The following is a 20,338-nucleotide window of genomic DNA, read 5'->3' as shown; positions in this document are numbered from 1 at the left end:
ATTCAAACGATTAAACAAAATATAGAAATTCTCCGTATCGTCAGAAAAATTTACAGCATCACAAAGAACGAACCAAAGCGTTTTTACCAGGTTGAACGCTTTTATTATCAAAGCCTTGATTCAATTGTTGAACTGACGGAAAAGCATGCGTTTTTGGCGTCACAGCCAAAACGTAATGCGAAGCTTGAAGTTTCTTTAAGCGAAACACGCATGATGATCGATAAGCTTGCCAAGCAATTGGAAGACGACCTTTATGACTTGCTGAAAACAGACATTGACCACTTGGAGTTTGAACTGGACGTCGCAAAGCATTCAATGAAAAAAGGCTGACGGAGGAAAGCTGAAAATGAGCGAATATAAACCATCGTTACACAAAACTGGCGCACAGCTTAAAATTGATGATTTGCTTTTCGATCCTTTTGGACAAGGAGAAAAGTCTGTTTCCGGCATGGAGGAAGAACATCGCGGGCAGCAAGTAAATCTGGTTGATACGTTATCCGAAGAAAAACGCCGGCAGGCATTCCAACTGGCCGAACAGATCGATCCAAAACAACATGACAGCATGACTCTGTATGGAACGCAAGCTCAATCCAAACTCTTGAATTTTTCACACGAGATGCTTGAGCACGTCCAAAAAAAAGATATTGGTGAAATTGGGCAGGTCTTAAGCGACCTAATGAAAAAGCTTGAACAGGTCAGCCCTGATGAATTGAAAACTGAAAAAAGGAACTTTTTTTCCCGTTTTTTCGGAAGAGTATCCCATTCTGTTCAAGAAGTCTTATCAAGGTATCAAAAAACCGGCGCCCAAATAGACAGAATCAGCGTAAAACTTGAGCATTCCAAAAGCGCGCTGATCAATGATAATAAGATGCTCGAACGGCTGTATGAAAAAAATAAAGAATATTATGAAGCGCTGAATGTCTATATTGCAGCCGGTCAGCTGAAGCTTGAAGAATTAAAACATCAAACCATACCCGAATTAAAAGAGAAATCGAAAACAGAACATCATCATATGGCCGTTCAGGATGTAAATGATATGATTCAGTTTGCCGACCGGCTGGAAAAGCGGGTTTATGATTTAACATTGAGCAGACAAATTACACTGCAGAGCGCCCCGCAAATCCGTTTGATCCAACACACAAATCAAGTGCTGGCGGAAAAGATCCAATCATCGATTATGACAGCAATTCCTCTTTGGAAAAATCAGGTTGCTATTGCGCTTACTCTGTTGAGGCAGCGCCGAGCCGTAGAAGCTCAAAAAAAGGTTTCAGCCACAACAAACGAACTGCTCTTGAAAAATGCCGAGATGCTGAAGGCCAACACGATCGAAACTGCCAAGGAAAATGAGCGCGGCTTTATCGATATCGAAACATTGAAACAAGTGCAGGACAATCTGATCGGAACGCTAGAGGAGACGCTTAAAATTCAAGAAGAAGGCCGTTCAAAGCGCCTTCAGGCAGAAGAAGAAATAAGGGCAATGGAAGATGGTCTCAAGGCTAAGCTGCTGGACATGAAAGAAAACCAAAACCGTTTATCATAAGCAAGATAAACATTTACCAAAACGTCCGCCCTTTATGTAATCCGCCTTGAAGGGTATAATAAATGCAGAATGTCATACCGTCACCCGGGAGCACGAGGGTGACGAAGAAAATAGAGAAGATGACTAAAGGATCGGTTATATGAAGACACCTTTATATACAGCATTGGTGAACCATGCTGAAGGACATCATTATTCTTTTCACGTTCCGGGACATCACAATGGAGATGTCTTTTTTGATGAAGCGAAAACCTTTTTCGAAACGATTCTCAAAGTTGATCTAACTGAACTGACGGGTCTGGATGATTTGCATGAGCCATCAGGCGTCATCAAAGAAGCGCAGGATTTAGTTTCGCGGCTTTATGGCGCGGAAGAAAGTTTTTTTCTCGTCAATGGTTCGACCGTCGGGAATCTGGCGATGATCATGGCTGTTTGTCAGCCGGGTGACACGTTACTTGTTCAGCGGAACTGCCATAAGTCTGTATTTCATGCGATTGAACTTTCAGGCGCCCATCCGGTTTTTTTGACGCCGGAAATTGATGAGGCGATGGCCGTTCCCACACATATACTGTACGAAACGGCAAAAGATGCAATTTCACAATATCCGCACGCTAAAGGAATCGTGCTGACATATCCCAATTACTACGGACATGCTGTTGATCTGAAGCCGATCATAGAAGAGGCCCATCAACACGACATTCCCGTTCTAGTCGACGAGGCTCACGGCGCCCATTTTGTGCTGGGCCATCCATTTCCCCAGTCGTCGCTGAAAGCGGGCGCCGATGTTGTCGTTCAGTCTGCGCACAAAACGCTCCCGGCGATGACAATGGGATCTTATCTGCATATTAACAGCTGCAGGGTGAACAGGGACAGACTGGCATACTATCTCTCTGTACTTCAAAGCAGCAGTCCTTCTTATCCAATCATGGCATCTTTGGATATAGCTAGGGCATACGCCGAAAATATCTTGAAAACAAATCGAACAGCCGATATTGAGAAAGAGCTCCTCAACATGAGAGAAGCCTTTTCTCAAATAAACGGAGCCGAGATCGTCGAGCCGGCTGATGCCGGTATCCAGCAAGATCCGCTTAAGCTGTCTGTCAGATCAGCGTATGGCCACTCCGGTTTTGAACTGAAATCCATATTTGAAGCAAACGGCATCCATCCTGAATTGGCAGATGAAAGGCAAGTCCTGTTGATCCTGCCGCTTGAAGGAAAAAACAAGCCTGCGCCGGAACTGATCAGCACAATCGGCAAAGAAATCAGAGATACAGCTGTTCAACACGATTATCCTGCCGGAATCGGAATCCCTTCTGAAAAAGTCACAGCTTTGCCTTACCGGAAAAGCAAGTTGTCAGCCTTCAAAAAAGAATCGGTTCCTTTTACGGAAGCCGTGGGCAGAATAAGCGCGGAACCGGTCATACCGTACCCTCCGGGTATTCCGTTGATTATGGCGGGTGAGAGAATAACAAAAGAGACGATCAGCCGGCTGACGCGGCTCGTCGACCTGAATGTACACATTCAGGGCAGCAATCAGCTCAAACAAAAGCAATTAACTGTATATATAGAAGAGGAGAAATCATGAACGGATTATTTATTACTTTTGAAGGGCCTGAAGGTGCGGGAAAAACGACAATCCTTCAGGCTGCGGCAGACCAATTGACGAAAAACGGCTATTCTGTTCTTGCGACAAGAGAACCGGGCGGCATTGAAATATCTGAACGAATTCGCGAGGTTATTTTAAATCCAAGTCATACGGCTATGGATCCAAAAACTGAAGCCTTATTATATGCAGCCGCAAGAAGGCAGCACCTTGTCGAAAAAGTAAAACCGGCGCTTGAAAAAGGAAAAATCGTCTTATGCGACCGGTTCATCGACAGTTCACTTGCTTATCAGGGGTATGCCAGGGGACTCGGCATTGATGAAGTATTTTCTGTTAATCAATTTGCGATCGGCAATATGATGCCTAATATGACGATTTATTTCGACATCGACCCGGAAGAGGGAATGAAGCGGATCAATATAAATCATGCCAGAGAGAAGAACCGGCTTGATCTGGAAAAACTCCATTTTCATCAACTTGTTCAAAAAGGCTATAAAGAAGTTATGAACCGGTTTCCCGGCCGATTTCGGATCGTGGATGCCAGTCAGAATGTTGAACATGTGTTAAAAAGGGTAAATAACATCATTAAGGAAGCATTAAAAGAAAATCAGTTGTGACCTGTTTACCATTCATTGTTATAATGGTAGCAAGAGTATCCTTAAGTGTTTCCATCCAAAAGGGGGCTTTTCATATGAAGTTAATTATCGCTGTTGTTCAAGACCAAGACAGCAATAGGCTTTTAAAGGCTTTAACCGATCACAATTTTCGCGTGACTAAACTGGCGTCAACCGGCGGCTTTTTGAAATCGGGAAACACAACCTTCATGTTGGGTGTAGATGATATTCGAGTAGACAAAGCTTTAAGCTTGATAAAAGAAAACGGAAGCAAGCGCGATCAGCTGATTGCCCCTGTTTCTCCAATGGGCGGAAATGCCGATTCATATGTTCCTTATCCCGTTGAAGTTGAAGTGGGCGGAGCAACCGTTTTTGTACTGCCGATCGAGCAATTCCATCAATTTTAAGGGTTGAGGATATGAAAATAAGTCAAGAACTGCGTACAATGATAGAGAAACAGCAGACTCCGCCTGCAAGAGGAGAAAACGTTTCTGCTTCATTTAAAGAGAAGATGAATATACAAAGCGGCAAGCTACGAGTTGAACAGTTGACAATGCTTTTAACAGATATTGAAGCGTTCGGAAAACGCTTATCAAAGTCGAGGAACTTCAAGGATTTGGCCAGATTCAAAGGCTTGATCAAACGATTTGTAAAAGAGACCGTTGAAAACGGGCTGACGGTGGAGAATTCAAGAAGCTTCGATCTGTACGGAAACAGCCGGACATTGAGCATTGTAAAAGAACTGGACGAAAAGCTTGTGCAATTAACAGAGGACCTGATGGACCAAGAAAAATCTTCTATCGAACTTTTAGAACAGATTGGCGAAATCAAGGGTTTACTGATAAACCTTTACACATAGAGAGTGATGGTATGGCTACAACCTGGACAGAAATGCAGAAGCTTCAGCCACGGGTCATGAAGCTTTTGCAAAATAGTATAGAAAGAAACCGGCTTGCCCATGCCTATTTATTTGAAGGGCGCAAAGGGACGGGCAAATTAGACGCGGCAACCCTTCTGGCAAAAAGCTTTTTTTGCCTTGAAGACGGAGCGGAGCCATGTGAGTCGTGCCGGAACTGCCAGCGGATTGAATCAGGAAACCATCCGGACGTTCACGTCGTGCATCCGGACGGACTTTCGATTAAAAAGGGACAAATTCAGGCGCTTCAGGAAGAGTTTTCAAAGACCGGTTTGGAATCGCATAAAAAGCTGTACATTATCTCCCATGCCGATCAAATGACGGTCAATGCGGCGAACAGCCTTCTGAAGTTTTTAGAGGAGCCGAGCAGCGATACAATCGCTGTTCTTTTAACGGAACAGCCGCAAAAATTGCTCGATACGATCATATCGAGATGCCAAGTTTTATCCTTTCAGTCGTTGCAGCCCGAATCAATTGAAAAGGAACTGATCAAACAAGAGGTCTCACCGAATATTGCTGCCCTTTTGTCGAATATGACAAACAATTTATCGGAAGCGCTCGAATTGAGTCGAAATGATCAGTTTGCAGAGTCGCGAGCGAAAGTGATAAAATTGTATGAAGTCTTACACCAGCGAAAAGGACATGCTTTTTTCTATATTCAAGATCAGTGGATGCCCTTTTTCAAGGAGAAAGACCACCAAGAAATGGGTCTTGATATGCTTTTATTTATATATCGCGACGTGTTGTCCATTCAGTTGGGACATGAAGATAAAATACTATTTCAGGACTTATTCCAATCATTAAAACAGCATGCGCTGCAAACAACACAACAAAGAGTGACAAACCAGATACTTGCTGTTTTAGAAGCAAAAAAACGGCTTTATTCCAATGTGAATGCTCAAGGATTAATGGAGCACTTGGTTTTAATGCTGCAGGAGGGATAAGCTTGTACAACGTTATTGGTGTCCGTTTTAAAAAAGCGGGCAAAATATATTATTTCGATCCGAACGGATTTCAGATAGATAAAGACAGCTGTGTGATCGTCGAAACGGTTCGCGGTGTTGAATACGGGCAGGTTGTCATCGCCAACAAGAAAGTAGACGAGAATGATGTCGTGCTGCCTTTAAGAAAAGTGATCAGAGTTGCGGATGAGCGCGACCGCCTGATCGTTGAAGAGAATCAAGAAGCTGCGCTGTCCGCCTTTGATGTCTGCCAGAAAAAGGTTAACGAGCACGGCCTTGAGATGAAGCTGGTCGATGTGGAATTCACTTTTGACCGCAACAAAGTCATTTTTTATTTTACGGCTGACGGAAGAGTCGATTTTAGAGAACTCGTCAAAGATTTGGCGTCAATCTTTAAAACGAGAATCGAACTGAGGCAAATCGGCGTCAGGGATGAAGCGAAGATGCTGGGCGGCATCGGACCGTGCGGAAGAATGCTTTGCTGTTCCACATTTTTAGGTGATTTTGAGCCCGTGTCTATTAAAATGGCAAAGGATCAAAATCTGTCGCTGAATCCGACGAAGATTTCCGGACTATGCGGACGGCTGATGTGCTGTCTGAAATATGAAAACGATGAATACGAAACAGCAAAAGAACAGCTTCCGGATATTGGGGAAGTGATCGCCACGTCCAACGGCCCGGCAAAAGTCGTCGGCTTGAATATTCTTGAACGCATTCTCCAAGTTGAACTGACAGACTGTGACAAAGTCGTTGAATATACGTGGGATGAGCTGTTGCAAGAAGGTGTCGTATCTGCACAAACCACAGATTAACGAGGTGTGAAACCTTGGATAAAAAAGAATTGTTTGATACAGTGATAAGTTTAGAAGAACAAATCGGGTCCCTTTACCGCCAGCTTGGAGATCTCAAGCAGCATATCGGGGAAATGATTGAAGAAAACAATCATTTACAGCTTGAAAACGAGCATTTGCGCAAGAGGCTGGAAGAAACGGATCAAAGGCTAAAAAACGTAAAATCCGATGAAAAAGAGATAAAAGCAGAAAAGACAGGGCATGCTGATATTGGAGAAGGCCATGATAATTTGGCGCGCCTGTATCAGGAGGGTTTCCATATTTGCAACATCCATTACGGAAGTGTTCGCAAAGAAGGAGACTGCCTGTTCTGCCTCTCGTTCTTAAATAAAAAATAAGAAAGGCTTCCGGCGGAACGGAAGCCTTTTTAACGGTACAATGTGTTTAGGAAAGGGAAAAGACATGATTCAATTAAAAGACGATGAACGACTGGATTATTTACTTGCAGAAGATATGAAAATCGTGCAAAGCCCGACAGTTTTTGCGTTTTCCTTAGACGCCGTTCTGCTGTCGAAATTTGCATATGTTCCGATACAAAAAGGAAACATCATTGATCTGTGCACAGGGAACGGGATTGTTCCGCTGCTTCTCAGCACCCGCACAAAAGCCGCCATCACCGGGGTGGAAATTCAGGAAAGGCTGTATGACATGGCTCTCCGCAGCGTGGAATACAACAACCTACAAAAACAGATTCATCTCATCAGGGACGACTTGAACAATATGCCGCAGGTGCTCGGATATAATAAAGCTGATGTCGTCACATGCAATCCTCCTTATTTCAAGACGCCGCAAAAAACGGAGCAAAACTTAAATGAACATCTGGCCATTGCCAGACATGAAATTTACTGCACGCTTGAAGACGTCGTTCGCGTCAGCAGCAAGCTGTTAAAGCAGGGCGGCAAACTCGCTCTCGTTCACCGGCCGGGGAGGCTGCTCGAAATCTTTGAATTGATGAAGGCCTTCCAAATCGAGCCGAAGCGCGTCCAGTTTGTTTACCCGAAAAAAAGTAAAGAGGCCAACACCATTTTAGTGGAAGGAATAAAAGACGGCCGGCCTGACCTGAAAATTCTGCCTCCTTTATTCGTATATGATGAACAAGATCAATATACACCTGAAATAAGGAAGATTTTATATGGAGACGAGTAGCCATTATTTTTACGTGCTTTCGTGCCGGGACGGTAGCTTGTACGCCGGCTATACAAACAATATCGAGAAGCGCCTGAAAACCCATAATGACGGGAAAGGTGCGAAGTATACGAGGGCAAGGCTGCCGGTAAAACTCCATTATGCAGAGTGCTTTTCAACAAAGCGAGAGGCGATGCAGGCCGAATACTATTTTAAAAAATTATCGAGAAAGAACAAAGAACGTTATATAGAAGAAAAAAGACGGGAGGGTGTTGATTATCAACCGGCAAAAGAGCTTTGACCAAAAATCAGACATGGGCATGTTATATCTCGTTCCGACACCCATCGGCAATTTGGAGGATATGACATTTCGAGCGGTTTCTGTGTTGAAAGAGGCGGACATTATTGCTGCGGAGGATACGAGGCAGACGAAGAAATTGTGCCATGTATACGAAATCGAGACACAGCTTGTCAGCTACCATGAACACAATAAAGAAAGCAGCGGACACAAAATTTTGGAATGGCTGAAAGAAGGTAAAAATGTCGCGCTGGTCAGTGACGCCGGAATGCCGACAATATCTGACCCCGGGGCTGAAATCGTCCGCGATTTTATCGAAATGGGCGGCTATGTCGTGCCTTTGCCCGGTGCAAATGCTGCTTTGACCGCACTGATAGCCTCAGGCATTGCGCCGCAGCCGTTTTTCTTTTTCGGTTTTTTGGACCGTAACAAACGTGAAAGGAAAAAACAGCTCGAGGCTTTGAAAAACAGACAGGAGACGATGATTTTTTACGAGTCCCCGCATCGGCTGAAAGAAACCTTGTCAGCCATCAGAGAGGTATTCGGCAACCGGCAAATCGCATTGACAAGGGAACTCACGAAAAAATTTGAAGAGTTTATCAGAGGTTCGATCGAAGAAGCACTCACATGGGCTGAACAGGAACAGGTACGCGGAGAGTTTTGCCTTGTGATCGAGGGAAGCCGTGAAAAAACGATCGAAGAGTCGTTCTGGTGGGAGCACCTTTCAGAAAAAGAACATGTCGAGCATTATATCAGCGAAGGATATCATTCAAAAGAAGCCATTAAAAAAACCGCGGTAGACCGCGGCGTTCCGAAACGGAAGATTTATGACGCTTATCATATTCAAAACTAAAAAAACCGCCCTTGCTTCGGCAAGAGCGGTTTTTGTATAATCAAAATAATTATTTTTGAGATTGAAGTTGTGCTTGAATTTCGTTAATGATTTGCTCAGCGCCTTCAGGGCTAAGAACCAATTTACCGCCTGCAAGTTTAAGGTTGTCATCAGAAACTTCACCTGTAACTTGGCAAGTCATGTTTGGTTTATATTTTTTCAAGATGATTTTTTCGTCATCTACATAGATTTCAAGAGCGTCTTTTTCCGCGATTCCAAGCGTACGGCGAAGTTCGATCGGAATCACCACGCGTCCTAGCTCATCAACTTTACGTACAATACCTGTAGATTTCATATTCATTCTCCTCCCGAAAGATTGTTATTTTTATAGGTGTTTATTATCTTCGTCATTATTCGACAAAATCCTTACAGTCCTAGCATAACAAGGTTTCCAATAAACGTCAATCATTTTCTTTTCTATTGTTTGTAAAAATTAGATCATATAGTCAAAAGACCTTGGAAGAACTGATGTAACAAGGGAAATGAAGATGATAAAACAGTAGGATCAATCAAAAAAAAGCCCTTAAATCAAGACTTTCGAACTAAGGTTTTTCCTCATATCGATTATATACGACATTATTCGACAATGAAAGCATTTTTTTGTCGAAGTATAATATTTCTTTCTGTTAAAAAATTTGTAATCGACCGTATTCATGATGGATCGACAATGTATATTTTCTTGAACTTGAAGGCTAAGATGGTATCATATAAAGAGGGATTATATATTGAGTATATACTGAATGAATACACATGCCGCTCTCGTCCTTTGGGCGGGAGTTTTTTGACATTTTAATTGGGAGGTTCCATCATGCCGCAAGAAAAAAATACGTTTTACATCACTACACCCATTTATTACCCAAGTGGAAAGCTACATATTGGACATGCCTACACAACCGTTGCCGGTGATGCGATGGCTCGGTATAAAAGACTGAGAGGCTTTGATGTCAGGTACTTAACAGGTACAGATGAGCACGGACAAAAAATCCAGCAAACGGCGGAGAAGGAAAATATTACTCCGCAGGAATTGGTCGATCGTGCGGCAGAAGACATTCAGCAGCTTTGGAAAAAGCTCGACATATCCAATGACGATTTCATACGGACGACAGAGGAACGTCATAAAAACGTGATCGAAAAGGTTTTTCAGAAGCTGCTTGACAATGGTGATATATATCTTGATGAATATGAAGGCTGGTACAGCATACCTGACGAAACGTTTTACACCGAAACCCAGCTCGTTGATGTTGAGCGAAACGAAAAAGGCGAGGTAATCGGAGGAAAAAGTCCTGACAGCGGCCATCCCGTTGAGTTAATCAAAGAGGAATCTTACTTCTTCCGCATGGGAAAATATGCGGACCGGCTGCTCGCTTTCTATGAAGAAAATCCTGAATTCATTCAGCCTGAATCCCGCAAAAATGAAATGATCAACAACTTTATTAAACCGGGTCTTGAGGATTTGGCTGTTTCCCGGACGACGTTCGACTGGGGAATAAAAGTGCCCGGCAACCCGAAGCATGTCATCTATGTTTGGATAGACGCGCTGTTTAATTACATTACGGCACTTGGCTTTAATACGGCAAACGATGAAAATTATCAAAAATATTGGCCGGCAGACGTTCATCTTGTCGGTAAAGAGATCGTCCGTTTCCATACCATTTACTGGCCGATTATGCTGATGGCATTGGACCTTCCGCTGCCGAAAAAAGTTTTTGCCCACGGATGGCTGCTGATGAAAGACGGAAAAATGTCTAAATCAAAAGGAAATGTGGTCGATCCAGTCACATTAATCGACAAATACGGACTTGATGCATTGCGTTATTATCTTCTCCGCGAAGTGCCGTTCGGTTCTGACGGCGTATTTACACCGGAAGGATTTGTCGAGCGGATCAACTATGATTTAGCGAATGATTTAGGCAACCTGTTAAACAGAACGGTCGCCATGGTCAACAAATACTTTGACGGCCGGGTTCAGTCATACGAAGGCCCGGTTACCGCTTTTGACGAACAGTTGTCATCATTCTCACAAAAGACAATTGAAGCGTACGAACAGGCGATCGAAAATATGGAGTTTTCTGTAGCGCTTTCTTCATTGTGGCAGTTTGTCAGCAGAACGAATAAATACATTGACGAGACAGCCCCATGGGTACTGGCAAAAGATAAGGACAAAGAAAAAGATCTTCAATCGGTCATGTACCATTTGGCAGAGTCGTTGCGCATCACTGCTGTATTGCTGCAGCCGTTCTTAACGCAGACGCCTGAAAAGATTTTTGCACAGCTCGGTGTTACGGATGCGTCATTGAAAAACTGGGACAGCATTAAAAGCTTCGGCCAGCTGAAATCGGTCAAAGTACAAAAAGGAGAACCGTTGTTCCCGCGTCTTGAAGCGGAAGACGAAGTCGCTTATATCAAATCAAAAATGCAGGGAACGGCTCCAAAAGAAGAACCGAAACAAGAGGAAAAAGCAATTGAAAGGCTTCCGGAAATCACAATAGACGATTTTATGAGCACGGAGCTGAGAGTGGCTGAAGTCATCCATGCCGAACCCGTCAAAAAAGCGGACCGTCTGTTAAAGCTTCAGCTTGATTTGGGCTTTGAAAAACGCCAGGTCGTTTCAGGAATTGCCAAGCACTACAAACCTGAAGAGCTTGTCGGCCGGAAAGTCATTTGTGTAACAAACTTAAAACCGGTCAAACTAAGAGGAGAACTTTCTCAAGGCATGATATTGGCTGGAGAAGACAACGGCGTTCTGTCGCTTGCAGCGGTAGACAGTTCATTATCAAACGGAACGCGAATCAAATAAATGTTGGCAAAGGGTGTTCCACGTGTAACATTTCGTCGAACACCTTTTGTTTTTCGACAATATCTAAAAAAGGTGGCATTTTGATGTTATTTGATACACATGCACATTTAAATGCCGAGCAATTTAATGAGGATTTGGAAGAAGTCATTGCTCGGGCAAAGGAAGAAAAAGTGGAGCACATTGTTGTTGTGGGATTCGATCGTCCGACGATTAAGCGCGCAATGGAATTGATTGAAGCATACGATTTTATTTATGCTGCCATCGGGTGGCATCCGGTTGATGCAATTGATATGACCGATGAAGATTTGGCTTGGATCAAAGACCTCTCTGCCCATGAAAAAGTTGTGGCGATCGGTGAAATGGGACTTGATTATCATTGGGATAAGTCGCCGAAGGACGTTCAAAAAGAGGTGTTCAGAAAACAGATTGCTTTGGCAAAAGAAGTCGGCTTGCCAATCGTGATTCACAACCGTGATGCAACAGAGGATGTCGTTTCTATTTTGCGGGAAGAAGGGGCCGAGGAAGTCGGCGGGATCATGCACTGTTATACCGGAAGCGCCGAAATTGCACAAGAGTGCATAAATATGAATTTCTACCTATCTTTCGGCGGTCCCGTCACATTTAAAAATGCCAAAAAGCCGAAGGAAGTGGTCAAACAAATACCAAATGACCGACTTTTAATTGAGACGGACTGCCCGTATTTAACGCCGCATCCATACAGAGGAAAGCGGAATGAACCAAGCTATGTGAAGCTTGTCGCCGAACAAATTGCTGAATTGAAAGGGATGACTTATGAAGAAGTAGCGGCCATCACCACAGAAAATGCAAAAAAACTTTTCGGCATCAGCTGACACGATTTGATATCGAGCCTTGTTCAAGCTTGTCTCTTCGGGGGACGGTTCTAAAAAGTTCTACATGTCTGTTTGCACTCATAGGATATCTTTGTCGACAAGTCTTTCTTTCTTTTATGAGGTGGTTTTCCCATAATAAAAGAGATGGCGGGCTTGCGGAGAAATAGAGAGGAGGGTTGACAGGCTTGTAGATACTCTATATAATCTCCCCGAGGAGAAGGAGGCGTTTTTCATCATACAAAAAATGAAAAAGCTGTTTTCCGTAAAGCTTAGCAAAAGCAGATGGATACTGATTGCTGCTGGACTGCTTGTCGCAGGAAGCGGAACTGCTTACGGAGCACATGAGCTCGCTAAACAGCAAGTCACCATTTCGATAAACGGGAAAAAGCAGGATGTTCGCACGAATGCTGAAACCGTAGGTGAACTGCTGAAAAGCTTAGACATCGAGACGAGGAAAGAAGATCACATCTCTCCCGCTGAAGATACAAAATTAACGGCGAACACGAATGTTGAGTATGTTGCCGCAAAACCTGTTCATTTCGCGGTCGACGGACAGGAAAAAGAAATCTGGACAACAGCGGGTACTGTCGGCAAACTGCTGAAAGATTTAAATCTAGAGTTGGCGGAACACGATCAAATTGAACCCTCAGTTGATAAAGAAATAACGAAAGACATGAAGCTGACTTTGCAAAGGGCTTTTAAAGTAACCGTAAAGGATGCCGGTAAAGATAAAGATATATGGACGACTTCGACTACGGTCGCTGACTTTTTAAAACATCATAAGATCAGCATAAAAGGCGATGATGAAGTTAAGCCTGCGCTTGATAAAAAGCTGACAAAAGATCAGGCGATTCACATTACTCGTATCAAAAAAGTCACCGATGTAGTGGAAGAGAACATCCCTTTTGAAGTCCGCAAAAAAGAGGACGATTCACTTGAAAAAGGGAAAGAAAAAGTTGTACGGGACGGTAAACATGGCAAGCTTAAAAAGCACTATGCCGTTGTTATGAAAAACGGCAAGGAAGTTTCCAGAGAACTGGTTAAAGAGGAAACAGCCGCTGAAAGCAAAGCCAAAATTATTGCTGTCGGTACAAAGCAAGCCGCAGTGGCTACAGTCAGCGCGAATGTATCGCGCGGAAATCAATCCTCAGGAAAAGAATTTTATGTATCCTCTACAGCTTATACGGCAAGCTGCAACGGATGCTCTGGCCACACTGCGACCGGCGTTAACTTGAAAAATAATCCGGGTGCTAAAGTGATCGCTGTCGATCCGAGCGTCATTCCGCTGGGTTCTAAAGTACATGTAGAAGGATATGGCTACGCGGTTGCAGCCGATACAGGCTCAGCCATCAAAGGCCGTAAAATCGATGTATTCTTTCCGAGTAAGTCTACAGCTTACCGCTGGGGTAACAAAAGAGTTAAAATCAAGGTGTTGAACTAAATATCATTTATTACGCTTCTTATATAAGCAGAGGGATTTTGCGCCCTCTGTTTTTTTGGTTATAATAGATCCATCTTGTTTTCTAATTAATTAGACGGTTTTATTACAAAAAGGTTTCAATAATTTTAAAAATGTAATAAAAGGTTTTTCACTATACGGAGGAAGAAATGAAGATTAAAGAAATCATTGTTGTCGAAGGCCGTGATGACACAGCAAAAATCAAATCGGCTGTTGATGCTGATACGATTGAAACGAACGGATCTGCCATAGGGGAAGACGTCATCAAACGGATTCGGCTTGCCCAGGAAACGCGCGGGGTCATTATTTTAACCGATCCTGATTTCCCGGGGGAAAAAATCAGAAAAACGATTGCAGAAAAAGTCCCCGGCTGCAAGCATGCATTTTTACCCAAGCATTTGGCAAAGCCTAAAAATAAGCGCGGAATCGGTGTTGAACATGCTTCGCTTGAGGCAATCCGCGAATGCTTAAAAACCGTTCAGGAGGAAATGGAGGCGACGGAACCTGAGATTGAGGCTCAGGATTTAATCGAAGCCGGCCTGATCGGGGGCCCTCTGGCAAAACAAAGGCGGGAGCGGCTCGGCGAGATATTGAATATCGGCTATACAAATGGGAAACAGCTTCAAAAGCGGCTGCAAATGTTTCAGATCAAAAAGAGTGATTATTTAAGCGCACTGGATGTTGTGCTGCGGGAGGAAGAGCATGAATAAAGATATCGCCACCCCAATTAGAACTAAGGAAATTCTCAATAAATACGGATTTTCATTCAAAAAAAGCCTGGGGCAGAACTTCTTGATTGATACGAACATATTGGACAGAATTGTCGACCATGCGGGAGTGACGGAGCGTACCGGCGTGATTGAAATCGGTCCGGGGATCGGGGCATTGACCGAGCAGCTGGCAAAGCGTGCGAAGAAAGTGACGGCCTTCGAAATCGACCAAAGGCTCCTGCCGATTTTAAAAGATACGCTTTCTCCGTATGATAATGTGACTGTCATTCACCAGGATGTCCTGAAAGCCGATGTCCGGGCGGTAATGGACGAGCAGTTTCAAGACTGCGATGAGGTGATGGTTGTCGCCAACCTCCCGTATTACGTCACGACTCCCATCATCATGAAGCTTTTAGAAGAAAATCTGCCGCTGAAAGGGATCGTCGTCATGCTTCAAAAAGAGGTGGCGGACCGAATGGCTGCGAAACCTTCTACAAAGGAATACGGGTCCCTTTCCATCGCGGTTCAGTTTTATACCGAAGCCAAAACGGTCATGAATGTGCCAAAGACTGTATTTGTCCCTCAGCCTAACGTGGATTCCGCGGTCATCAGGCTGACGCTGAGGGGAGAACCGGCTGTCGCGGTTCAAGATGAAGCCTTTTTCTTTCAAGTCGTAAAATCCAGCTTTGCACAGCGCCGAAAAACGCTTTTCAACAACCTCGTTAACAACCTGCCGAATGGCAAAGAGAATAAATCAAAAATTGAAAGAGCGCTTCAGGATTCACAAATCGACGGAAAACGACGCGGGGAATCGCTGAGCATTGAAGAGTTCGCTGTCTTATCTGACCGCTTGAGAGCAGTCCTTCTTTAATGGAGGGCTTTTTTTATTTGAAGCCGGGCTTTAAGCCTGATCAGGCTTGTCATCCGTTCACCACTTGAAGGGCGGGCACATAGGCTAAAGAAGCACCTTTACTTTTCATTGCTTTATATTCATCAGGATGGGGCTTAGTCTATGTGTGGAGTGAAAAGCATGCAATTTAAAATAGGCGATATGGTCGTCAGAAAATCTTATCGAAGAGATATCTTATTTCGAATTATACGAATTGATCAATCGGCAAATGGAGAACCTGTGGCCGTTTTGCACGGAGATGAGGTCAGATTAATCGCTGACGCATATTTAACGGACTTGGAGATGGTCCGCGAGGCTGAGCGGCAGATGAGAAAGCGGGAAGAAGAATCGAGAATGAAGGAATCCCTCGATCTTCTCCGCCAGGATTACAAACTCCTTCACAATAAACATGAGTACCGCGCCACAAACCAATATAACAATCAACAGCAGTACTTTCATATGCCTGGAAGAGTCCTTCATTTAGACGGGGATTCGGCTTATTTAAAAAAATGTCTGGCGCTCTATGAAAAGATCGGGGTTCCTGTATACGGCATTCATTGTTATGAAAAGAAAATGTCATCGGTCATCGAGGAACTGATCGATGAGTACCGCCCGGATCTTCTCGTCATCACCGGACACGATGCCTATTCTAAGCAGAAGGGTGATATTAACAATCTGGATGCCTACAGGCATTCAAAAGATTTTATCGAAACCGTTCAAAAAGCGAGAAAAAAAATTCCCCATCTTGATCAGCTTGTCATTTTTGCAGGCGCATGCCAGTCCCATTTTGAATCACTGATCAGAGCCGGTGCAAATTTTGCAAGCTCTCCGTCAAGAGTCAACATCCATGCGCTTGATCCGGTCTATATAGTCGCAAAAATCAGCTTCACTCCGTTTATGGACCGCATTAACGTCTGGGAAGTGCTCAGAAACACCCTGACGAGGGAAAAGGGACTCGGAGGCATTGAGACGCGAGGCGTATTGCGAATCGGAATGCCATATAAAACAAAAGAAAACGATTAAACGAGCCCGCCGGATGGCGGGTTTTTGCCATACAGCCGAATGTTTTTACCTTTTTTTAAAAAAACATACATAATGAAACGAAAAATGAGGAAAATAAGGGAAAGTCGGCGTATAATTTGTCACAAATATTTTATTGACAGAGGCTTATGAACGTTGATATAATTTAAATTTTATTTGACAAAAATGGGCTTCTGGTGTATACTGAATATAGTGAGGTGGATGCAATGGCGAAAACGTTGTCCGATATTAAAAGATCGCTTGATGGACATTTGGGAAAAAGGCTGACGTTAAAAGCAAACGGTGGCCGCCGAAAAACGATTGAGCGTTCGGGCATTTTAGCTGAGACGTACCCTTCTGTTTTTGTGATACAACTAGACCAAGACGAGAATTCGTTTGAAAGAGTTTCATACAGTTATGCGGATATTCTTACTGAGACGGTTGAATTGAGATTTTCTGATGATAAAACCAGCTCAGTAGCCCTTTAATAAGCAGCGGACTTTATGTTTGCTGCTTTTTGTTTTGCCTTTTTTTATCCAGAATTTTTCGGGGAAGTTCTGCACAAATCGAGCAAAGCTAATACATGTCACTTGTTTTATGATGAGTCAGACGGATGGTATGATACTTGAAAGGGGCTGTTTCGCATGGGCAGACGTCGAAGCATCATGTCAGAGGAATTCAAAAATGAATTGGCTAAGGATCTTGGATTTTACGACACGGTAAAAACCGAGGGCTGGGGCGGAATTCGGGCCAGAGACGCCGGTAACATGGTGAAGAGGGCCATTGAATTAGCCGAACAGCATATGGCTCAAAACCAGCAAAATCATTAAAACAGTGACATACGGAGGGCGCTTCTGTCCTCCGTTTTTTTCATTGATCTGCATTCAGCCGATCAGGTGCTGCAAACGCCTTGAGGATTCGCTGAAGGGGGCAATCGCGATCTGCGGGAATGACCGCATGCTAAGAGCGCGGTGTCCTGCACGGGCGCATGCATTTGTACGTCCTGTACTTCAAAATATGTTACAATGTGGATACTTATGTTTAGATGGAGAAGTAGGTGAATGGATTGCGTATTTTAGAGAAGGCGCCGGCTAAAATTAATTTGTCGCTCGACGTTCGCCGCAAACGTCCAGATGGGTATCATGAAGTAGAGATGGTCATGACGACAATTGATTTGGCGGATCGGATTGAATTAACCGAGCTGGCAGAAGATAAAGTAACGGTTTCCTCGCATAACCGCTTTGTTCCCGACGATCAGCGAAACCTTGCTTATCAGGCTGCAATGCTCATGAAAGAACGATACGGCATTAAAAAAGGTGTTTCTATATTTATTACGAAAGTGATTCCCGTTGCTGCGGGGCTTGCGGGAGGAAGCAGCGATGCGGCTGCCGTCTTCAGAGGGCTGAACCGGCTGTGGGATTTGAAGCTTTCGATGAATGAACTGGCTGAGCTTGGCGCTGAGATCGGATCTGATGTCTCCTTTTGCGTACATGGAGGAACGGCTCTTGCAACGGGAAGAGGAGAGAAAATCCGTCATATCGAGACTCCGCCGCACTGCTGGGTTGTGCTGGCAAAGCCGACGATTGGCGTATCAACTGCAGAAGTGTACAAGCAGCTGAAAGTCGATGAGATTGAACATCCGGATGTTCAAGGTATGATTTCTGCGATCGAAGAGAAGAATTTTCAAAAAATGTGCGACAAACTCGGCAATGTTCTCGAATCTGTTACATTGAATATGCATCCCGAAGTCGCGATGATCAAAAATCAAATGAAGCGGTTTGGCGCCGATGCTGTGCTGATGAGCGGGAGCGGCCCCACTGTGTTCGGATTGGTTCAATACGAATCAAAAGTACAAAGAATCTATAACGGATTAAGAGGGTTTTGCGATCAGGTTTATGCGGTGCGGATGATCGGAGAACAAAATGAACTTGATTAAATCCGTATGTTAAGTTATATTATTTTTAAAAATATTCGGATTTTGGAGGTAAGTGCATGAAGTTTCGTCGAAGCGGCAGATTGGTGGATCTGACAAATTATTTGTTGACCCATCCGCATGTCTTAGTGCCATTAACCTTCTTTTCAGAACGGTATCAATCTGCTAAATCATCCATTAGTGAAGATTTAACCATTATTAAGCAGACCTTCGAGCAGCAGGGGATCGGGACGCTTCAGACCGTGCCGGGAGCAGCAGGCGGCGTTAAATACATTCCAAAGGTAAAACGCGATGAAGCGGAGGAATTTGTAAAGTCGCTCGGTGAGTCATTGATCGATTCGGAACGGATATTGCCCGGCGGATATTTGTATTTAACCGATATCCTTGGCAAGCCCTCTGTATTAACGAAGGCCGGCAAGATTTTTGCTTCAGCTTTTTCAGACAGGGAGATCGATGTCGTGATGACGGTGGCGACAAAAGGAATTCCTCTGGCATATGCGGTAGCCAGCTACCTTGATGTGCCGACGGTGGTCGTCAGAAAAGACAATAAGGTAACTGAAGGTTCAACGGTCAGCATTAACTATGTGTCTGGATCTTCCAACCGCATTCAGACGATGTCTCTTGCAAAACGCAACTTGCAGACGGGCTCGCGCGTTTTGATTATAGACGACTTTATGAAAGCGGGAGGAACGATCAACGGTATGATCAATCTTCTCGAGGAATTCAATGCCCATGTAGCAGGCATCGGTGTTCTTGTGGAGGCTCAGGGAGTCAAGGAGCGGCTGGTCGATGAGTACATGTCCCTTTTGACTCTTTCTGAAATTGATATGAAGGAAAAAAAGGTGGAAATCCAAAACGGAAACTTTCAGCGTTTTTTTGCAGACAATGAATAGGAAATGGGGAGTTTGAGATGACAAAGGTTGTTCAGACAAAAGAAGCACCGGCGGCGATCGGACCGTATTCACAAGGAATTGTTGTCAATAATATGTTTTACAGTTCAGGGCAAATTCCACTGACCCCGTCGGGTGAAATGGTGACTGGAGACATCACAGAACAGACGCATCAAGTTTTCCGCAATTTAAAAGCCGTGCTGAAAGAAGCGAACGCCTCTCTGGAGACTGTCGTCAAAGCAACTGTGTTTTTGGCGGATATGAATCAGTTCGCAGAGGTGAATGAAGTTTACGGACAGTACTTCGATACCCACAAACCGGCGAGATCATGTGTTGAGGTGGCAAGGCTGCCGAAAGACGCGCTCGTTGAAATAGAAGTCGTCGCATTAGTAAAATAGAAAAAACTCCGAAAAGATGGTTTTGGTCTCCAAAATCATCTTTTTTGTTTGGAAAATTTGTCAATTCAGTGTTTTTTTATCCCAATATTACAAAAATATTTTTAATTATGCAGGAAAACAAAAAAAACCGTTGAATAGTTACACTAATGTTTTTATATTGGGAAAAGGTGGTGAACTACTGTGGAAGTTACCGACGTAAGATTACGCCGCGTGAATACCGATGGTCGCATGAGAGCGATTGCATCCATCACGCTGGATCACGAATTTGTAGTGCATGATATTCGTGTAATTGATGGAAACAATGGTCTTTTCGTTGCGATGCCAAGTAAGCGTACACCTGATGGAGAATTTCGTGATATCGCTCATCCAATCAACTCAAGCACCCGCGGAAAAATTCAGGACGCGGTGTTAAATGAATATCATCGTTTGGGTGACGTTGAGGAAATAGAATATGAAGAAGCTGGAGCTTCTTAAAAAAAGAAGGGCTTATGGATAAGCCCTTTTTGTTTTGAAAAAAAATAATCTTATCATAATAAAATGACAATATATGGTTTGTGATTGCGTATAACAGAAACAGGAGGTAAAACATATGG

24 protein-coding genes and 1 pseudogene (1 of these 25 running past the window's edge) are annotated in these 20,338 nt (G+C 43.8%); 24 read left to right on the top strand and 1 reads right to left on the bottom strand.

Annotated features, from left to right (window positions below):
- From M1D90_RS22150 to rsmI, 12 genes are all read left to right on the top strand, one after another.
- Window positions 1-330, top strand: the 3' portion of a protein-coding gene (locus M1D90_RS22150; protein ID WP_023855986.1) for a 5-bromo-4-chloroindolyl phosphate hydrolysis family protein. The gene continues 288 nt to the left of window position 1, outside the view; only the last 330 of its 618 coding nucleotides appear in the window; its start codon lies off the left edge, out of view; it ends in the stop codon at window positions 328-330.
- 16 nt (window positions 331-346) lie between these two features.
- Window positions 347-1,540, top strand: coding sequence for a toxic anion resistance protein (locus tag M1D90_RS22145; protein WP_224146600.1), 1,194 nt, complete (start codon window positions 347-349; stop codon window positions 1,538-1,540).
- 139 nt (window positions 1,541-1,679) lie between these two features.
- Window positions 1,680-3,122 (top strand): aminotransferase class I/II-fold pyridoxal phosphate-dependent enzyme, encoded by a 1,443-nt coding sequence (locus tag M1D90_RS22140; RefSeq protein ID WP_456283050.1) that lies wholly within the window; start codon window positions 1,680-1,682, stop codon window positions 3,120-3,122.
- A complete protein-coding gene (tmk, locus tag M1D90_RS22135; protein WP_020449791.1) occupies window positions 3,119-3,757 on the top strand; it encodes a dTMP kinase in 639 nt (212 codons plus the stop codon). The genes M1D90_RS22140 and tmk overlap by 4 nt, the downstream gene beginning before the upstream one ends.
- Window positions 3,758-3,831: 74 nt before the next feature.
- Window positions 3,832-4,161 carry a cyclic-di-AMP receptor gene (locus M1D90_RS22130; RefSeq protein ID WP_003178156.1) on the top strand — a complete coding sequence of 110 codons (330 nt, stop codon included), beginning with the start codon at window positions 3,832-3,834 and terminating at the stop codon, window positions 4,159-4,161.
- Window positions 4,162-4,172: 11 nt separating this feature from the next.
- On the top strand, window positions 4,173-4,613 hold the full coding sequence (locus tag M1D90_RS22125; protein WP_020449792.1) for a YaaR family protein: 441 nt from the start codon (window positions 4,173-4,175) through the stop codon (window positions 4,611-4,613).
- An 11-nt stretch (window positions 4,614-4,624) separates the two neighbouring features.
- On the top strand, window positions 4,625-5,614 hold the full coding sequence (gene holB, locus M1D90_RS22120) for a DNA polymerase III subunit delta' (protein WP_020449793.1): 990 nt from the start codon (window positions 4,625-4,627) through the stop codon (window positions 5,612-5,614).
- A 2-nt stretch (window positions 5,615-5,616) separates the two neighbouring features.
- Complete coding sequence (locus M1D90_RS22115; RefSeq protein ID WP_020449794.1) at window positions 5,617-6,444, top strand: PSP1 domain-containing protein; 828 nt, start codon at window positions 5,617-5,619, stop codon at window positions 6,442-6,444.
- A gap of 14 nt (window positions 6,445-6,458) precedes the next feature.
- Complete coding sequence (gene yabA / locus M1D90_RS22110; protein ID WP_256164616.1) at window positions 6,459-6,821, top strand: DNA replication initiation control protein YabA; 363 nt, start codon at window positions 6,459-6,461, stop codon at window positions 6,819-6,821.
- 64 nt (window positions 6,822-6,885) lie between these two features.
- A complete protein-coding gene (locus tag M1D90_RS22105) occupies window positions 6,886-7,629 on the top strand; it encodes a tRNA1(Val) (adenine(37)-N6)-methyltransferase (RefSeq protein ID WP_020449796.1) in 744 nt (247 codons plus the stop codon).
- The gene (locus M1D90_RS22100; RefSeq protein WP_020449797.1) at window positions 7,616-7,909 is read left to right on the top strand and encodes a GIY-YIG nuclease family protein; all 294 of its coding nucleotides are present in this window, start codon (window positions 7,616-7,618) and stop codon (window positions 7,907-7,909) included. Before M1D90_RS22105 ends, M1D90_RS22100 begins: the two co-directional genes overlap by 14 nt.
- Window positions 7,884-8,759, top strand: coding sequence for a 16S rRNA (cytidine(1402)-2'-O)-methyltransferase (gene rsmI / locus M1D90_RS22095; RefSeq protein WP_396279208.1), 876 nt, complete (start codon window positions 7,884-7,886; stop codon window positions 8,757-8,759). Before M1D90_RS22100 ends, rsmI begins: the two co-directional genes overlap by 26 nt.
- Before the next feature lie 49 nt (window positions 8,760-8,808).
- Here rsmI and M1D90_RS22090 read toward each other — a convergent pair whose 3' ends face one another.
- A complete protein-coding gene (locus tag M1D90_RS22090; RefSeq protein WP_085959887.1) occupies window positions 8,809-9,099 on the bottom strand; it encodes an AbrB/MazE/SpoVT family DNA-binding domain-containing protein in 291 nt (96 codons plus the stop codon).
- Between the two features lie 507 nt (window positions 9,100-9,606).
- Between M1D90_RS22090 and metG the strand changes: the two genes are divergently transcribed.
- The 12 genes and pseudogenes from metG to spoVG all read left to right on the top strand — a co-directional run bounded on the left by metG (window position 9,607) and on the right by spoVG (window position 20,219).
- The gene (gene metG / locus M1D90_RS22085; protein ID WP_035337513.1) at window positions 9,607-11,595 is read left to right on the top strand and encodes a methionine--tRNA ligase; all 1,989 of its coding nucleotides are present in this window, start codon (window positions 9,607-9,609) and stop codon (window positions 11,593-11,595) included.
- 83 nt (window positions 11,596-11,678) lie between these two features.
- Window positions 11,679-12,446 carry a TatD family hydrolase gene (locus tag M1D90_RS22080; protein ID WP_231006591.1) on the top strand — a complete coding sequence of 256 codons (768 nt, stop codon included), beginning with the start codon at window positions 11,679-11,681 and terminating at the stop codon, window positions 12,444-12,446.
- A 244-nt stretch (window positions 12,447-12,690) separates the two neighbouring features.
- Window positions 12,691-13,887, top strand: a complete 1,197-nt coding sequence (locus tag M1D90_RS22075) for a G5 and 3D domain-containing protein (RefSeq protein ID WP_020449801.1) — start codon at window positions 12,691-12,693, stop codon at window positions 13,885-13,887.
- Window positions 13,888-14,054: 167 nt separating this feature from the next.
- Window positions 14,055-14,615 (top strand): ribonuclease M5, encoded by a 561-nt coding sequence (rnmV, locus tag M1D90_RS22070; RefSeq protein WP_035337508.1) that lies wholly within the window; start codon window positions 14,055-14,057, stop codon window positions 14,613-14,615.
- Window positions 14,608-15,486 carry a 16S rRNA (adenine(1518)-N(6)/adenine(1519)-N(6))-dimethyltransferase RsmA gene (gene rsmA, locus M1D90_RS22065; protein ID WP_020449803.1) on the top strand — a complete coding sequence of 293 codons (879 nt, stop codon included), beginning with the start codon at window positions 14,608-14,610 and terminating at the stop codon, window positions 15,484-15,486. Before rnmV ends, rsmA begins: the two co-directional genes overlap by 8 nt.
- Before the next feature lie 159 nt (window positions 15,487-15,645).
- Window positions 15,646-16,527: a sporulation peptidase YabG gene (yabG, locus tag M1D90_RS22060; protein WP_023855980.1), complete on the top strand. Its 882-nt coding sequence runs from the start codon at window positions 15,646-15,648 to the stop codon at window positions 16,525-16,527.
- Window positions 16,528-16,751: 224 nt separating this feature from the next.
- Window positions 16,752-17,012 carry a biofilm formation stimulator Veg gene (veg, locus tag M1D90_RS22055; RefSeq protein WP_003178187.1) on the top strand — a complete coding sequence of 87 codons (261 nt, stop codon included), beginning with the start codon at window positions 16,752-16,754 and terminating at the stop codon, window positions 17,010-17,012.
- Window positions 17,013-17,168: 156 nt separating this feature from the next.
- The gene (locus M1D90_RS22050) at window positions 17,169-17,354 is read left to right on the top strand and encodes a small, acid-soluble spore protein, alpha/beta type (protein WP_003178189.1); all 186 of its coding nucleotides are present in this window, start codon (window positions 17,169-17,171) and stop codon (window positions 17,352-17,354) included.
- 236 nt (window positions 17,355-17,590) lie between these two features.
- Entirely contained in the window at window positions 17,591-18,460 is an 870-nt protein-coding gene (gene ispE / locus M1D90_RS22045; RefSeq protein ID WP_025809574.1) for a 4-(cytidine 5'-diphospho)-2-C-methyl-D-erythritol kinase, read from the top strand.
- A gap of 56 nt (window positions 18,461-18,516) precedes the next feature.
- Window positions 18,517-19,370: pseudogene (gene purR / locus M1D90_RS22040) on the top strand (pur operon repressor); the annotation flags it as partial.
- Window positions 19,368-19,745 (top strand): 2-iminobutanoate/2-iminopropanoate deaminase, encoded by a 378-nt coding sequence (gene ridA / locus M1D90_RS22035; protein ID WP_020449807.1) that lies wholly within the window; start codon window positions 19,368-19,370, stop codon window positions 19,743-19,745. The pseudogene purR and the gene ridA, both read left to right, overlap by 3 nt.
- A 180-nt stretch (window positions 19,746-19,925) precedes the next feature.
- Window positions 19,926-20,219, top strand: coding sequence for a septation regulator SpoVG (spoVG, locus tag M1D90_RS22030; protein WP_003178198.1), 294 nt, complete (start codon window positions 19,926-19,928; stop codon window positions 20,217-20,219).
- Window positions 20,220-20,338 lie beyond the last annotated feature (119 nt).

The sequence above is a fragment of the Bacillus sp. JZ34 genome (assembly GCF_053903205.1).
The sequence above is the reverse complement of the archived record's forward strand: the minus strand, read 5'-3'. Positions and strand labels throughout refer to the sequence as shown.

Bases quoted from the DNA above. Each gene is read 5' to 3' on its own strand.
- M1D90_RS22145 (WP_224146600.1), top strand. From the start codon at position 347: ATGAGCGAATATAAACCATCGTTACACAAAACTGGCGCACAGCTTAAA.
- M1D90_RS22140 (WP_456283050.1), top strand. From the start codon at position 1,680: ATGAAGACACCTTTATATACAGCATTGGTGAACCATGCTGAAGGACAT.
- tmk (WP_020449791.1), top strand. From the start codon at position 3,119: ATGAACGGATTATTTATTACTTTTGAAGGGCCTGAAGGTGCGGGAAAA.
- M1D90_RS22130 (WP_003178156.1), top strand. From the start codon at position 3,832: ATGAAGTTAATTATCGCTGTTGTTCAAGACCAAGACAGCAATAGGCTT.
- M1D90_RS22125 (WP_020449792.1), top strand. From the start codon at position 4,173: ATGAAAATAAGTCAAGAACTGCGTACAATGATAGAGAAACAGCAGACT.
- holB (WP_020449793.1), top strand. From the start codon at position 4,625: ATGGCTACAACCTGGACAGAAATGCAGAAGCTTCAGCCACGGGTCATG.
- M1D90_RS22105 (WP_020449796.1), top strand. From the start codon at position 6,886: ATGATTCAATTAAAAGACGATGAACGACTGGATTATTTACTTGCAGAA.
- M1D90_RS22100 (WP_020449797.1), top strand. From the start codon at position 7,616: ATGGAGACGAGTAGCCATTATTTTTACGTGCTTTCGTGCCGGGACGGT.
- M1D90_RS22090 (WP_085959887.1), bottom strand. From the start codon at position 9,099: ATGAATATGAAATCTACAGGTATTGTACGTAAAGTTGATGAGCTAGGA.
- metG (WP_035337513.1), top strand. From the start codon at position 9,607: ATGCCGCAAGAAAAAAATACGTTTTACATCACTACACCCATTTATTAC.
- M1D90_RS22080 (WP_231006591.1), top strand. From the start codon at position 11,679: ATGTTATTTGATACACATGCACATTTAAATGCCGAGCAATTTAATGAG.
- M1D90_RS22075 (WP_020449801.1), top strand. From the start codon at position 12,691: ATGAAAAAGCTGTTTTCCGTAAAGCTTAGCAAAAGCAGATGGATACTG.
- rnmV (WP_035337508.1), top strand. From the start codon at position 14,055: ATGAAGATTAAAGAAATCATTGTTGTCGAAGGCCGTGATGACACAGCA.
- rsmA (WP_020449803.1), top strand. From the start codon at position 14,608: ATGAATAAAGATATCGCCACCCCAATTAGAACTAAGGAAATTCTCAAT.
- yabG (WP_023855980.1), top strand. From the start codon at position 15,646: ATGCAATTTAAAATAGGCGATATGGTCGTCAGAAAATCTTATCGAAGA.
- veg (WP_003178187.1), top strand. From the start codon at position 16,752: ATGGCGAAAACGTTGTCCGATATTAAAAGATCGCTTGATGGACATTTG.
- M1D90_RS22050 (WP_003178189.1), top strand. From the start codon at position 17,169: ATGGGCAGACGTCGAAGCATCATGTCAGAGGAATTCAAAAATGAATTG.
- ridA (WP_020449807.1), top strand. From the start codon at position 19,368: ATGACAAAGGTTGTTCAGACAAAAGAAGCACCGGCGGCGATCGGACCG.